This window comes from Hydrogenophaga intermedia (assembly GCF_000723405.1).
Taxonomy (GTDB): Bacteria; Pseudomonadota; Gammaproteobacteria; order Burkholderiales; family Burkholderiaceae_C; genus Hydrogenophaga; species Hydrogenophaga intermedia.
Genome location: NZ_CCAE010000053.1, coordinates 17,227 through 31,874 on the forward strand (window position 1 = coordinate 17,227; position 14,648 = coordinate 31,874).

The window sequence follows — 14,648 nt, forward strand, 5'->3', positions numbered from 1 at the left end:
GGCATGAACAAGGTCAGAGTGGCGGTGAACGGATACGGTGTGATCGGCAAGCGGGTGGCGGATGCGGTCGCACTCCAGGAGGACATGGCGCTAGCCGGCGTCGCGGATGTGGTGCACGACTATCGCCTGCAGGTGGCCGCGCAGCGCGCTTTCCCGATTTACGCGGCGACCGCTGAAGCCGCACAATCGATGCGTGCTGCGGGGCTTCCTGTCGCGGGCGATCTGGCCGACCTGCTCGCCAACGCGGACGTCGTGGTCGATTGCACACCCAAGAAAGTCGCCGCGGTCAACAAGAGGGCGTACGACGCTGCCGGTGTGAAGTCCATCTTCCATGGCGGCGAGTCCCACGCGTTGACCGGTCATTCGTTCGTCGCGCAGGAGAACTACGCAACCGCGATCGGCCGCACCTCCACCCGGGTGGTGTCCTGCAACACGACGTCGATCGTGCGCACCCTGGGGGCGCTTCGGACAGCGGGCCTGCTCAAGCGAGCCCGCGGGACGCTGATCCGCCGGGCTTCCGACCCGTGGGAGGCGCATGCGGAGGGCATCATCAACACGCTCGTGCCGGAGAAGACGATCCCCAGCCATCAGGGACCGGACGCGCGCACTGTGATCCCGGACCTGGACGTCGTCACGATCGCGGTCAAGGCGCCGCACAACAGCAGCCACCTGCACACCTGGTGGGTCGAACTGACGAGGCCGGCCACGCGCGACGAGGTGCTGGCGGCCTTTCGCGCTGCGCCACGGATCGCGTTCGTGCGATCCTCGGATGGTCTCGTGGCCCTCAACAGCACGGTGGAACTGATGGCCGATCTCGGCCGCCCGCGCGGCGACCTGTGGGAGGTCGCGTTGTGGGAGGACGTGCTTTCGGTCGATGGCGATCAGGCGTACTACACCTACCAGGTCTTCAACCAGGCGATCGTAATCCCCGAGACCATCGATGCCATTCGCGCCTTGAGCGGCATCGAGACCGATCCCCAGGTGTCGATGGCGCGCACCGATGCTTCGCTGGGACTGCAGCGTGATTTCATCCGTGACCGCGTCCAGGTTCGACGATGAGTGAATTCGATGATCCCGCGCTGGTCGGGCTCGGGCTGGCACTCGCTTCGGGACTTCTGATCGGCCTGGAACGGGGATGGCAGCAACGCGAGCGGCCCGAGGGACATCGCGTCGCGGGCGTTCGCACCTTTGCGCTGATCGGCCTGCTCGGCGGCCTTGGCGGGCTGCTGGCCCAGCGCTGGGGAGCCGGCATGCTCATCGCGCTGCTCGTACTCGTCGGGGTGTATCTGGTGGTGGGCTACCTGGTGACGGCGCATATGCATGCCGTGATGGGACTGACCACGTCCGTCGCCGCCCTTGCGACTTTCGCCATCGGGGCGCTGGCGACCAGTGGCGCTTGGCGCGTTTCGGCGGTCGCCGCCGTGGTCGTGCTGGCGCTGCTGCGTTTCAAGCAGCTCTTGCACGCCGGCGTCGGCAAGCTGTCCGAGGCGGAGATCAGCAGCGGCACGCAGTTGCTGTTGATCAGCGTGGTCGTACTGCCCGTACTCCCTGATCGTGGCTTTGGCCCCTATGAGGCGTTGAATCCCTATCGCCTTTGGTGGGCCGTTGTCCTGCTGGCAGTGCTGTCGTTCGCTGGGTTCGTCCTGATGCGCTCGCTCGGCAGGAAACGAGGGCTGGTATTCACAGCGCTGCTCGGCGGGATCGTGTCGAGCACCGCCACCACGGCCACGTTGGCGCGCTGGGCCGGGCAGACGCCAGGCTGGCATCCACTGGCAGCGGCGGGGGCGGCGCTCGCCTGCGCAGCCATGTTTGCGCGCATGGCGGCTCTCGTCGCCATCGCAGCCCCCGGCATCGGCTGGGACCCGGTGGTCATCTTCGTGGCCATGGCCGTGGCTGGCGGTGTTCTGGGGACGTTCCTGGCGGCGCGGTCGCCCGCCGACGACTTGCCCGAACTTCAGCTTGGCAACCCATTGCAGCTGCGCTCCGCGCTCCAGTTCGCAGCCTTCCTGGCCGCGGTGATGCTGGCAGGCCGCTTTCTTGCCGATCGCTTCGGGGATGCTGGCGTCATGCTGACCGCCGCTGCCTCGGGTCTGGTGGACGTCGATGCGATCACGCTCTCGATTGGCCGCCTGGTGACCGAGGGCGCCGTCACCGCCGCTTCGGCCACCCTGGCCTTGTTCATCGCCGCATCCGTCAATCAGGTCACCAAACTTGTCCTGTTGATGTCGCTGGGCGGTAGTGCGCTCGCATGGAGAGTGCTCCCGTCGTACGCGGCCATGGCTGCTGCTGGCTTTGCCGTCTCCCTGGGCTTGACCTGAAACAGCGATCAGCTATCGAAGGCCACCGATCGCGCCAGACTCTCCTGCGCTTCAAGGGCAGACAGCCTGCCCTTGAGCGCCGCCTGGATGACGCCGAAGGCGTCACCGCCCAGCGCCACCCGAAGCGGTGGCTTCTCGCTCGTGGCCGTGTCGAAGATCCGGTGCGCGATCTTCTGCGGATCGAGCGTGTACAACTCGTCACCCGCGTTCTCGAACATCGCGCGAATCTGTCCAGCGGGCGTGTCCTGATAGGCGGGGTTCGCCGGCGCGTACTGCAAATTGCGGCTGAAGCTCGTGCGAGCGCCGCCCGGTTCAATGAGTGTGACGAAGACCCCAAACCCCTCCAGTTCCTGGCGAAGGCATTCGCTGAAGCCTTCCAGACCCCATTTCGCGGCGTGGTAAAGACTGCTGGTCGGCAGGGAGCCTTGGCCACTGGCGCTGGAGATTTGGATGATCCGACCGGCTCGCCGTGTGCGCATGGCGGGAATGAAGGCCCGCGTGACGTGCACCGGCGCCAGCAGGTTGAGGCTGATCTGCCCTTCGATGTCCGCGTCGGAAAACTCTTCGGTGGCGCCGATGATGCCGCCGCCGGCGTTGTTGACCAGGACATCGACCGGGCGGCGGGCCTCGGCGCGCTGGACCACGGGTGCGATGTCCCCCTTCACGGTCACGTCGAGCCGTTCGACAACGAGCTGGTCACCGTAGCGTGCTGCCAGGTCGTCGAGCGTCTCGGGACGCCTGACGGTGGCCGTGAGGTCATCCCCCGAAGCCAGGATGATTTCAGCAAGATGGCGACCGATGCCGCTGGATGCGCCGGTGAGGAACCAATGTCTGGACATAAATGCACTCCTGTGGTTTACTTACCAACTAGTTTGTAAGTTAATGGCGCCCGTGTCAAGCGATGATGGGCGCTCGGATGAAATGTTGTTGAGGAGTAACGGCCCATGGCCAAGAGACGTCCCGCCGAGACCCAGCAAATGCTGCTGGACGCTGCGCTGGGGGAATTTGCCGAGAACGGGCTGGCGGGGGCACGAATTGACCGGATCGCGGCGGCAGCAGGCATCAGCAAGCCGATGCTTTATGTCCATTTCGGGGACAAGGAGGCTCTCTTCGACGCCGTGCTCAGCCGGGAAATCCTCGCCGCGGCGCAGGACGAGCGCTTCGATGCGGACGATCTTCCCGGCTATGCGGGGCGCACCTACGATTTGCTCACCGAGCGGCCGCACCTATGGCGGCTCATGACCTGGTTCCACCTGGAGCGAGGCCAAGAAGTGCTCCTGCTCCCCGCCGGTCACAGCGTACTGGAAGCCAAACATGCGGCCATCACCGCTGCCCAGGCGGAAGGACGCATCACAGCGGATTTCACGCCTGATGAGATCGTGCGACTGGTAGCGACGATCGTGCAAACGTGGTGCATGGCACCGGCGGCGAGGGATTCGCAGGAGCACGAGGCGCGCAGACGGGCGATTCAGTTGGCGATTGCGCGGATGCTTTCGCCTGGCAAATCCCCTCTCCAGCGCGGGAAAATGGTTGACGCCTCGCGCTGAACGCCCGGACAAGGAAGTGCTACTTGGCACGGGAGGACGACATTCAGGCGCGACGTGGCCATCGGTCCCACAGCCATTCGTCAGACATCCGAACCCAGTGCGACCTGGCAACGCACATGAAGAAGCAGAGTGCGTCGGCGCAATCAGCGTCCGGTCGTGGGTCGTGCTGGAAGGGGGTTAAGCCGAGACCGTGATGACGCGCGGGTCGCCACGCCCCTGCACGGCCGCCCACTCCTCGGCGCTCAGCAAGCTCTGCGGATCGACACCGAGCCCTTGAGCCGCCTCCGCCGCGACGTGCGCCCACGTGCAACGGTTCGCGAACAGCATGCCGGCCACATCGAGTGTCCCGCCGCGCGCCTGGTAGCCCAAGGCACGGGTCTGCCGCGCCCCTGTATCGATCCGACGCATCAGGCCCAGCGTCGGCTCGGGTCGCATGTGCGAGACGATGACGCGCACGGCAGCAGTCTCCGGGAACAGGGCGCGCAAGGCCTGGTCGCCGGCCACAAAGTCCTGCTCGCGTTCGTCGCGGGGTGCTCTGAAGCGGCCCGGCTCGATGACGCAGGTCACTGCGGTCCGATGTCCAGCGGCTTCGAGGCGCCGCGCCGCAAGCAGGGCCTGCTGTAGCTGGTATGCGCCGATGGCAACCAGCAACACGTCGGGGGCGTCGCAGGGCTTCACCACCCAACCACCCTGATCGACCAAGCGTTCGGCCTGCTCGGCACTCAACTGGCTGGCGACGGCCCGCTTGGGAACGACCAGCGTCCAGAACTGGCCATGCGAGGCGTAGGCCGCGCGCAGCGCCGCAACGGCACTGTTGGCATCGACCGGGAACAACACGCGCGAGGTGTCGGACATTTCGCCCAACAGCGCTTCGGCCAGCGTCGGATCCTGGTGCGACTGCTCGTTCTTGCCGTTCTCCCAGGTGTGGGACGTCGCAACCGTGACCACCGACAGCCATCCGGGTGGTGTGCCTGCCTGCGCCTGATGTCGCGCGAACAGGATTTCCTGGCGCAGCGCGCCCAGCATCTTGACGGCAAATGCCTCGTAAGAGACGACCAAGTTGATGCCGCCCTTGTTGCCCAGCGCCGCGCTGACCACCGCTTCTTCGTTGAGCGCCGTGATCACGGCGCCATCGACGGCCTCCGCCAGGCCCGGTTCGGGCGTGAAGACGCGGTGTTTGAGCAGGTCCAATGTCTGGCCCATGCGGTTGCTGCGCAGCTCGTCCGGATTGCCTACCCGCGGACGCAGCTGTGGGTTGGCTTGGACGAGGGCCGCGAAGGCTCCGTCGAGTGCCGCCATTGGCGAGACCTCGCCCTGGCCCGCAACATGCCACTGCGGAACCGGAAGTCTGGGGGCCGCCACCTGGCGGTGCGCCAGGGCATGGTCCCGCTCCAGGGGACGATGCTGCACTTCGTGCCGGCGCAGTAGTGCGACCGCTTCGTCGAGTTCGTGCGACGGCACGAAGAGAGCGCGAGCACCCTCGTTGAACTGCTGAAGCGCTATCTGGTCGACCCGGGGGTTCCCCTCCAGCGGCAGGTTGTGCGCGGCATTGGTTCCAGCACCGGGGAAGCCGAATCCCTTGGGCGCTTCGGCGATGGTGTAGTGGAGGGGTACCGGGTACTGAACGGTGCCCTGCGAAACTCCAGCCGCGCAGGCCGACAACCGCTCCTCCATCGCGTGAACGGCCCAGGCGAACGCGGCGGGGTCGGTGCCGTCGATCTCCATCGGGTCGAAGCCGTTCAGCCGCAGATGCTGGTGGAACCATTCTCGGCCCCCCTGCTGCTGCATGGTGCTGCGCTGTTCGATGCGGCGACCGTTGAGGATCATGAACGGTGCCACGAAGCCGCTGTCTTCTGCCCGCCACCAGCGCGGCGCCCAGTCACTGCCACGCTGCTCCTCGAAAGCGCCGTCGCTGAGGAACACCACCAGCCGCTCGCCGGGCAAGGGCATGTGCACGTACTGCAGTTCGGCAAAGCCGAGATAGCCGCCCTCGGACAGACCGCCTGCCGTATTCGGGCCGACGTGGCTGCCCAGCGGCGAGGCGGGACGCCCCTGTGCGTCGATCGCGTAGCTATAGAAATCCCGGGCAAAGCGCGTGAGGCCGCTTTCGCTGCGGTCGTATCTCTCGGCGTGGCGCGGCGTCATGTTGCCCACCAGAAGGTTGCAGGCATCGATGCCCGCGACGCAATGGCCCTGGCCCATCAACCAGCCACGCGTCAACCCACTGAGCGCGTTCGCGGCCAGGTAGCCGACATAGGCCGGCACGATGTTCAGCGCCCCACCGGTATGCCCCTCCGGCGTCTCCTTGAAATCCTCGGCTCTCATCTCCCGGCCATCGGGATAGACCCGGTCGGCATAGGTCATGTGAACCGTCAACCACATGCCTGCCACGGCCAGGCGGTCCGCCGACCAGAGCGTGCGATACACCGCGGTTGTGTCGCTCGCCTTGCCTTCGGCAACCAGCACCTGTGCGAGATCGTGGACTCGCAGTTGCGTGAGATCGTTGTGGGTGATGGGGCCGTGGCCGCGCGCCCAGCGGGCGAACTCGGGATCAGACTCGCGGAACACGCGGACGCGCTCGGCGACCCAGGGAAGCTCGTGGTTCATGTGGAAAGTCCTTGAGAGCCGGCACGCAGGTAAGCGCGACGGCGAGATTGGGAAGGCTGGCGTCTGTGATCGTCTTTCGCGCGCCAGCGGCACGGCCATCTAGCGTTCATGGCTGTGTTATCCATAAAGATCAGAGCGGGTCAAGGGCACGGGCCAGCTTCCGCCGTCGCGTTTGGACGCGACGATCTGGTAGATCCCAGTCCCCCCGGCCTCGAATTCCAGTGCACACGCCGCCATGTACAAGCGCCAGATGCGGAAGGTCACCTCATCGACCTCCCGCAAGGCCTCCTCCCGGCGCGCTTCGAGTCGCTGGACCCAATGACGCAAGGTCAGCGCGTAGTGGGGTCGAAGACCTTCGACGTCATGGATCTCGAAGCCGGAGCGCTCCATCCCTAGCTGGATATTGCTGACGCAGTCCAATTCGCCGTCGGGGAAGACGTAGCGGTTGATGAACTCGGTCGCGACGGTTCGGCTCCAGCCCTCCTCGTCATGGGTGATCCCGTGGTTGAGGAAGAGTCCTCCTGGCCGCAAAACCCGCTGGACCACCGCGTAGTAGGCCGGTAGGTTCGCGAGTCCCACGTGCTCGAACATGCCAATGCTTGACACCTTGTCGAAAACGGCCGTGCCTTCGAGGTCACGGTAGTCGCGCAGTTCAACGGTGACGAGATCCTGCAGGCCCTCCGAGCGGATGCGCTCGCGCGCGTATTCGAGTTGCTGTTGGCTGAGCGTGATGCCGTGCGCACGGACGCCATGTTCTCTTGCCGCCCAGCACACGAGCGCGCCCCAGCCGCAGCCGATGTCGAGCAGGCGTTCGCCTCGCTGCAGGCGCAGCTTGCGGCAGATGTGCTCCAGCTTGTTGCGCTGAGCCTGGTCCAGCGTGTCATCCGTCGCCTTGAAATAGCCACATGAGTAGACCCTCTCGGCATCGAGCCAGAGGCCATAGAACGCGTTGGACACATCGTAGTGAAAGGAGATCGCGGCCTGATCGGTTTGACGCGAATGGCGATGGGAGAAGCGACGTGCGACGCGCGAGGCCAGACTCCGCGAGGGCTTCAACCCGTCCTGGTCGGACACGCGCAGCAGCAGTGCGTCGCGCAACAGGGCCAGTTTGTCGCGCCAAGAGAGCGAAAACCTCTCGAAATGCGCCTTGAGCCCGAGCGCGGTGTACAGGTCTCCCTCAATGTCGATGGTGCCGCGGAAATAGGCTTCCGCCAGCAGCAGCGGATCCGGGCGCAGGACCAAGCGAGGCAGCAGACCCGGGTCACGGATGATCAGGGTGTATTCCGGGTGCGATTCGAGCTCGTGCAAGAGCATATCGCCCAGACGCAACGCCGGCGGGCGCTCGATGCCGGCCAGCAGCCGGCGCAAGATCCGTAGCGCGGCGGCATATCCGTCGGGCGATACGGTTCGATCCCGTGTCGTGAGGTGGCTCATTGGGGGCGCCTCGCTCGCTCGTGTGCAGCGGATGCTGCGAAGTGGATAGACGACTCATACTTGGCGCTGGCGTGATCGGCACGACCACAACCGCTGCACCGCATGTACGTAGAGCGTCGTGATGCCGGGGAATGTCGACGATGATCAGAGCGATTCATGCGCGTACACGACGGGACTTCGCGCGCACCGAATTGCGCTGAACGTCCGCATCCGCTCCTTCGATCAAACCGCAGACGGAATGGCCATCCGGGACGCCGTCCGGCAGCCGCTTCCAGTCGCGCTCTGCCTGCTGCATGCGGCGATGCAAATCTGTCGCCTCCTTCAGCCGCCGGGCCTGCTCGTCAAGCCGTTCGCTCAGCAGCGCCCGCGCGCGCGGACAAGGCGATGCACCGCGCTGGCTCATCTCGACAAACTCTGCAGCGTCCTTGAGCGTGAAGCCGAGGGCCAATGCATTGCGTATGAAACGAACCCGGGCGACGCTTCGATCCGAGAATGCGCGGTAGCCGTTCGTGCCCCGGCCATCGGGCACCACAAGCCCCACCCGAAGGTAGTGACGCAACGTGTCCGGTGTGACGCCTGCCGCCTTGGCGCATTCAATGAGTTGCATCACCATCCTCCAGCAAGGTTGTCTTGAATCCCTTCACTTTCGAGCGAGTTTGAACCCAGGTGCTGCACATGGGTCAAGGGCCCGGTGTCTGAACCGCTCCGTTCCTTCCTTCAACGTGCGGTTGGATGGGCAACTGGACCATCATCGGCGCGAGCATCAACGGGCGTGGCTCCCGGCCCGGAGGAAGACTTATCGTGGTCTTGTCCCAGTTCATTGCCTATACCAAACCACTTGCCTGGTCATTCAGCGCTCGGAACGTCTCACGCGCGATCGCTAACTGCTCGCGTGCTTGAACCACCAGCACGGCGACGGCGGATCGGGATGACTGCAACTGGGCGACTTCAGTGTTGGGCGAGTAGGCGCGATTGCGCTCTTCGTCTAGTTCCAGGCCGATGAACTCCAGGCCATCAACGATGCGCCGACGCAACGCGGCCGAATTTTCTCCAGCTCCGCCAGTGAAGGCCACAGCATCGCAACCGCCCATCGCGGCGGCGTAGGCGCCGATGTATTTGCGCACGCGGTACGCGTGAACCTGCATTGCCAGTTGGGCGGCTGCGACTCCTTCTCCCGCGCGCTTCTCCACAATCCGCAGGTCCGAACTCTCACCCGACAATCCTTTGAGTCCACTGTCGCTGTAAAGCGCCGCCTCGATCTGCGCCAACGTCAAACCCAGTGCGCGTGCGACGAAGCCGGGTACGCCAGGGTCGAGGTCTCCACAGCGCGTGCCCATCACAAGACCTTCAAGCGCGGTCATTCCCATAGATGTATCGACCGACCTTCCGCGATCGATCGCGCAGACGCTGGCGCCGCTTCCAATGTGGCAGCTCACGATACGAAGTTCTGACGGCGGCCGTTTCAGCTCGGTGCTGACGGCGGCCAGTACACCCTGGTGGGACAGGCCATGGAAGCCGTATCTCCGTACCCCTGCCGCGCGCCACGATGGCGGAACAGCATAGGAATGGGCGTATTCGGGCATGTCGCCATGGAAAGCGGTGTCGAAGACCGCGACGTGGCGCACGCCGGGCCAACGCTCACGGGTCAGGCGTATGCCGGCCAATGCGGCAGGATTGTGATGCGGCGCCAGAGCCGAAGCCTTGCCGATCTCGCGTTCGACTTCTTCATCCACGAGCACCGCGTTGCTCAACAGTGGGCCACCGTGTGCGACGCGGTGACCAATGCCATCGAGCGTTGTGACACCCGCCCTGTGCAAGTGCCGCTCGATCTCCTCGAAGGTCGCAGCATCCACCGCAGGATGATCAATCGCCGAGTCGATCAATGGCAAGGTACGAGCCGACTCGAAAACTCCGAACTTCAGGGTCGCACTGCCGGCATTGATGGCGAGGACGCGCATGTCGGAGCTCCGTCAGCGCCGGTCAGTGCCGACGTCGCCGCCATTGGCAACGTTCATCAGATCGAATTGCCAAGTTTCGCTCGGCGCTAGCAGCACGCGAGGCCGCCGATCAGGCCCATGCTTCCGATGCTGTAGCGCCGTTGCTGGCGTGGTGATACGGGAGAATCCAACTTTGATCCGTGCCTGGACGACGCTGAAAAGCGAAATCGGCCGTGGCAGGCGCATCGCCTCCGACAAGGAGCGTGCTGCTTGCGACCCGTGAGCGTCTCTTTTTGCAGCCACAGTGGAGGGTCGTTCAGTTGGCATAGGCCTGCTCGAACACAAGCTCAGCCCACAGGTCCCGGCTCTTGCGCCATGATTCCATGGCCTGCCCAATCGCGTCTGCACCAGTTCGCTCAAGCTGATACCAAGGATTTTCGACCCGATGGGGATCCTGCGCACTCCACTGCTCAAGCCATCGTTGCACCCATGGCAGCAGCGCCAGGGCCGGGGTCACCTGCTCGGACCAGACCTTGCGACTGACGCGCATGGGGTGCAGCGCGCGAAGTTCACGAGCCGAGTCGGGGGTGACGGCGAAGCGGACCCACGGCGACACCCACTGCGAATAGAAGCGCTCGGTGATCTCCGAGAGTGCTTCGACCTTGTCGAACCCCGCCGGGTTGGCGTCGTAAGGCAGGTCTTCCAGCCGCCGCGGCTGGAACTGCGCAGCGGCGGCCGACTCCGAAGAGGCGCTGTCCTCCAGAACCATCTCGTAGAGTCCAGGCTTGAGTGCCTGGATCGATTCGGCATGATGCAAGATGGCGCGGTGCTCGCGTCGCGCCACCCCCGCGGAGACGAAGATGCCAAGGTGGCCAACATGTTGGTGCAGCAGGTACACCACGCGCTGGCCCGCCGCCACCAGGTCTGCGGTCGTCGGATATACCGCTTTGAGCCAGCCGAGCGCCTGGTGGGGCGGTGTGATGTTGTCGCCGTTGGAGCAAAAGACCACCAGCGGTGCGCCAATGCGGCTGAGATCCGCGCGGCAGTGGCCATCGACCACGACCTCGCCGCTCTCCAGGTGATTACCTACGAAAAGATCGCCTGCGATCGACAACATTTCCTCGCGGGCAAGCTGGTAGAAGCCATTCCACCAACGCTCGAACTCCAGGAAGCGATCGCGCTCAGTCTCCGGCTGCGCGAAGAGCGTGTCGTATTTCTTGAACACGCCCTCGGGCCGCAACGCCTCGAAGTTCTGGACCAGCCAGGCACCGTCGAATCGCCCGGCGCCGAGGTCCGACGCCCAGTGCGCCGGCCAGATGCCGCCCGTGAACCCACCGAGCAGCCGCATGGGGTTGATGCCTCTCTCGCCTGCCCAGTACGACAGCGGCGAGCCATTGAGCACTGCCAAGGCGGCACGGTGCTCGCAGTGCGACAGCGCCAGCGTGATCGCCCAACCGCCTTGGCAGTTGCCGTAGACGATCGGGGCCTTGCCTCGGTGGCGCTTGGCCACCATGTCGATGAATGTGGCCAGGGTCTGGACGACTGCGCCCATGGTCTGGCCCTCGACGGGCTCCGGATCGAACACTACGAAGTACACGGGATGGCCTTCGAGCAGTGCCATGCCAACTTCAGAATCGCGTTTGAAGCCGCCAATGCCAGGGCCGTGGCCGGCGCGTGGATCGACCACCAGCACCGGCGCGGCGCCTTTGCGCACATGCTTCTCCAAGGCGTCGGTGCCACAGCGAGTGACACGCAGGAGCCGGTAGTTGCTCGCCGGTTGCAAGTCGTGGCCGTCAGCCACCTGCTCTGACTCGAAGTGGAGCAGCGGCGGCATACCCGCCGCTTCGTGTTCGGTCATGTTGTTGGCGCGCTGTCTCAGCGCTTCGCCGGACGCGACGGTCCGCCACAGCATGTCGCCCCAGTAGGCAGCAAAGAGTCCAAGCGGTGCGGCGGCGATACCCTGGGAGTTCGTGCGTGCGTCCATGGCGTCGATCAGCGGCAGCAGCAGCCGCCATGCCCCTTTGAACGGGCAGCGGCCGGCGCATGGGAGGCACCGGCACCCGCCGCAATGCCCGGCGAGGAATCAGCGGATGCCTCGTAGCCCGCGGCAGCTAAGGCCGCGATCAGCTCAGGCGTCTTCTGGGCCGTCTGGTCGCCGGTGACACTCGCTGCGCCGCGAGCGAGATCGACATGCACGTCTTGCACACCAGCTACGCGCTTGAGCGCCTTGCTGACCGAGTTCGCGCAGGAGGCGCAGGTCATGCCGGCAACCTTGAGTTCGATGGTTTCCATGATGATGCTCCGGTGGTTTCAGTGGTGGTGCCCGGACTGGTCGACGGATTTCGGGCGGCTCCGGTCGTCTGATTGGCGCGCAGGCGAACCCCCTTCATCGCCCCGAGGCGGCTGATCTTGATGGTCATGACCGCCATGTGCGCCGTGACTGCCATGGCCGAAGATGTGCATCAACGGACAGGCGAGGATGAAGAGGAAGGGAAGCAGTTGCAGAAGATGGGCGTTGTGGCGGTAGAACATCCAGGCAACGGCGGCGGCGAGGCCGAGCCACAGCAGCCACTGGTTGATGCGAGACCAGTTCGGGCCGTTTCCTGTGCTCTTACTTCGATCGGGCGGAATATTCATGGCGATGCTCCTTCGTGAAGTTGACCCTTGTCGATTGGCGAGATTCCCGCATTCGAGTGCCGTGCAGGGCGCTGATCAGGCCCATCCATAAAACAGGTATGCCAGAAGAATGGGGTTGAACACCGGAGATTTCCATGGCCCCGCTAAAAAGTCCTCGATAGTTTCTGAGCATGATCGACCCGTGCCAAATGTGGCTTGTTAAGCTCAGCATAGAGCTGAGGTGAAGGCAGTACCTTGATCTTGATCAAAAAGACTCTCTGTACCCAGCTACGGGGTACATACCCCGCGCAGCGAACCAGCAGACCAGCTCACCTCAGGGGCTCAGCGCACACCGCCAAGTGAGCGCGCGACAGATGTGCCGAGCAGGCAGACGTTCGGCACCGATCGGAGGCTATCTACGAACGGTGTCCGGAACTGTGACCGGATCGCGGCCGAGCAAAGGCCCTCGCGTGCGGTGTGGACGTAGCGATGGGATACACAAGCGCATGATGTCGGCGCCTGCCGCTAGGACTGGGCACGTGGCAGTCACGGAGAAAAAATGTCCCGCTCGCGTAGCAACGTGGCCGGCCGGGTAGATCCCAGAATCAGGCAAAGAGATACGCCAGTTGGCTGGACGGACCGCAGCGCCCTCGGACTACTGCCGCAGATGGGGCAATACCAAGTCAAACCTGGTGACAAGCTCACTGGAGGTCACGGCAACGGAGCCACCATGTGCCTCCGCAATCGATTTCACGATGGCAAGGCCAAGACCGGCGCCCGCCGTATTTCGTTGCCGTGCCGGATCAACTCGGTAGAAGCGGTTGAAGAGCTTTGGTAGATCGCGCTCAGGAATTCTCTCACCGGGATTGACCACACTGATCGTTGTCCACTGCTCATCCTGCGAAAGCAAGACCGTGATGCTCTTGCCGCGAGGCGTGTGTCGAATTGCATTCGAGAGAAGATTGTTCAGCGCCCGGGTGAGCATTTCCCGATCCGCCGCTATGCTGCCGATCGCCCCTTTAACACCAAGCGTAATGCCGCTATCTTCTGCCAGCGCCTCGAAATAGTCGAACAGACTCCGCACCAATTCGGACAGATCAATGGTAGACAGACGCAAGTTGCGGGGATCATTTTCCGTTTGGGCAAGAAACAGCATGTCACCAATCATGCGTCCCATCCGATCAAACTCTTCCAAATTTGAATAGAGGATTTCTCTGTATTCCTCGTTGCTGCGCGGCTGGCCAAGCGCCACGTGAGTCTGCGTGACCAGGTTGGTGACGGGCGTGCGCAACTCGTGCGCGATGTCTGCGGAAAAGTGTGATAGCCGGGTGAAGCCTTCCTCGATTCTCGCCAACATATCGTTGAAGGCGAATACCAGTTCCGCCAGTTCGATCGGCACATCCCGAGGATCCAGCCTCACATCCAGCTTTGAAGAGCGAATCGCCCGAATCTCTTCATTGACCTTGCGAATCGGCAGGTGGCCCCACTGCACCGCCAGCCAAGCCACACCGAGCGCCAGACACATGACCAAGCCGGTTGCCCACCAGAGCATGCGCTTGAACTCCGCCAGGAAGTCGAGATGAAAGCCGATGTCCATGGCGGCGACGATGCGGTAGCCGGGCGCCGCTGAATCGTCAGCAGGCAGTTGTATCACCACACCTCGATATGACCTCTGATCCTCCTGCCACACGATCAAATCGTCAGCGGTGATGCGGTTGACCAACTTTTTGCTACTGGCAAGTTTAGACAGGTCAGGACCGGGCGTGGCATAGATGCTATTGCCAGCCCCATCGTAGACGCCGTACGTCATCCCATGATGTCCTGCGACTGCGTTGGCCAAGTGTTGCTTCAGTTCGTCGCTTGCGATGTCACTTGCAAGCTGGTGCAAGGGCTGAGCCAAAGCGGTTGTCACTGCCTCCAGTTCGTGGGCATCCTGTTGAGCAAAGTGGTGCTCCAACGACCGGAGAATGACCCAATTGAACACAAGAAACACCAAGGTCGTGGCGATACCAACGAGGGCCGTGACCCTCAATGCAAGCGACGCTGGACGGCTTTGCCGCGGCTTATGGCGCAGGGGCATCATCGGGCGCATCGAGCGTGTATCCCATTCCACAGAAGTGGCTCCGCAAATCTGAACAGGTGAGATAAAGCAGGCTCCGTGCATTGAGCTGGTCCGATGCGGGCTGGCG

At 63.9% G+C, this 14,648-nt stretch carries 12 protein-coding genes; 3 read left to right on the forward strand and 9 right to left on the reverse strand.

Annotated elements, in window-relative coordinates; genetic code table 11:
• The first annotated feature begins 3 nt into the window (after positions 1 to 3).
• Positions 4 to 1,059, forward strand: coding sequence for a type II glyceraldehyde-3-phosphate dehydrogenase (locus BN948_RS21125; RefSeq protein ID WP_003121545.1), 1,056 nt, complete (start codon positions 4 to 6; stop codon positions 1,057 to 1,059).
• The gene (locus BN948_RS21130; RefSeq protein ID WP_009516035.1) at positions 1,056 to 2,318 is read left to right on the forward strand and encodes an MgtC/SapB family protein; all 1,263 of its coding nucleotides are present in this window, start codon (positions 1,056 to 1,058) and stop codon (positions 2,316 to 2,318) included. Before BN948_RS21125 ends, BN948_RS21130 begins: the two co-directional genes overlap by 4 nt.
• Positions 2,319 to 2,326: 8 nt before the next feature.
• Here BN948_RS21130 and BN948_RS21135 read toward each other — a convergent pair whose 3' ends face one another.
• A complete protein-coding gene (locus BN948_RS21135) occupies positions 2,327 to 3,157 on the reverse strand; it encodes an SDR family oxidoreductase (RefSeq protein ID WP_009516036.1) in 831 nt (276 codons plus the stop codon).
• Between the two features lie 105 nt (positions 3,158 to 3,262).
• Between BN948_RS21135 and BN948_RS21140 the strand changes: the two genes are divergently transcribed.
• On the forward strand, positions 3,263 to 3,865 hold the full coding sequence (locus tag BN948_RS21140; RefSeq protein WP_009516037.1) for a TetR/AcrR family transcriptional regulator: 603 nt from the start codon (positions 3,263 to 3,265) through the stop codon (positions 3,863 to 3,865).
• A gap of 177 nt (positions 3,866 to 4,042) precedes the next feature.
• On the opposite strand, the gene BN948_RS21145 is transcribed toward BN948_RS21140, so the two are convergent.
• From BN948_RS21145 to BN948_RS21175, 8 genes are all read right to left on the reverse strand, one after another.
• Complete coding sequence (locus BN948_RS21145; protein WP_003090278.1) at positions 4,043 to 6,472, reverse strand: phosphoketolase family protein; 2,430 nt, start codon at positions 6,470 to 6,472, stop codon at positions 4,043 to 4,045.
• Between the two features lie 117 nt (positions 6,473 to 6,589).
• Positions 6,590 to 7,906 (reverse strand): SAM-dependent methyltransferase, encoded by a 1,317-nt coding sequence (locus tag BN948_RS21150; protein ID WP_009516038.1) that lies wholly within the window; start codon positions 7,904 to 7,906, stop codon positions 6,590 to 6,592.
• A gap of 154 nt (positions 7,907 to 8,060) precedes the next feature.
• Positions 8,061 to 8,513, reverse strand: coding sequence for a MerR family transcriptional regulator (locus BN948_RS21155; protein WP_009516039.1), 453 nt, complete (start codon positions 8,511 to 8,513; stop codon positions 8,061 to 8,063).
• A gap of 217 nt (positions 8,514 to 8,730) precedes the next feature.
• Positions 8,731 to 9,864 carry an acetate/propionate family kinase gene (locus BN948_RS21160; RefSeq protein ID WP_009516040.1) on the reverse strand — a complete coding sequence of 378 codons (1,134 nt, stop codon included), beginning with the start codon at positions 9,862 to 9,864 and terminating at the stop codon, positions 8,731 to 8,733.
• A gap of 295 nt (positions 9,865 to 10,159) precedes the next feature.
• On the reverse strand, positions 10,160 to 11,827 hold the full coding sequence (locus BN948_RS21165) for a DUF3141 domain-containing protein (protein WP_003090283.1): 1,668 nt from the start codon (positions 11,825 to 11,827) through the stop codon (positions 10,160 to 10,162).
• A gap of 8 nt (positions 11,828 to 11,835) precedes the next feature.
• Entirely contained in the window at positions 11,836 to 12,135 is a 300-nt protein-coding gene (locus tag BN948_RS21170; RefSeq protein ID WP_003090284.1) for a heavy-metal-associated domain-containing protein, read from the reverse strand.
• An 18-nt stretch (positions 12,136 to 12,153) separates the two neighbouring features.
• The gene (locus BN948_RS26320; RefSeq protein WP_003090285.1) at positions 12,154 to 12,480 is read right to left on the reverse strand and encodes a DUF2933 domain-containing protein; all 327 of its coding nucleotides are present in this window, start codon (positions 12,478 to 12,480) and stop codon (positions 12,154 to 12,156) included.
• Between the two features lie 634 nt (positions 12,481 to 13,114).
• Entirely contained in the window at positions 13,115 to 14,539 is a 1,425-nt protein-coding gene (locus tag BN948_RS21175) for a Cu(+)/Ag(+) sensor histidine kinase (protein WP_428841496.1), read from the reverse strand.
• Positions 14,540 to 14,648 lie beyond the last annotated feature (109 nt).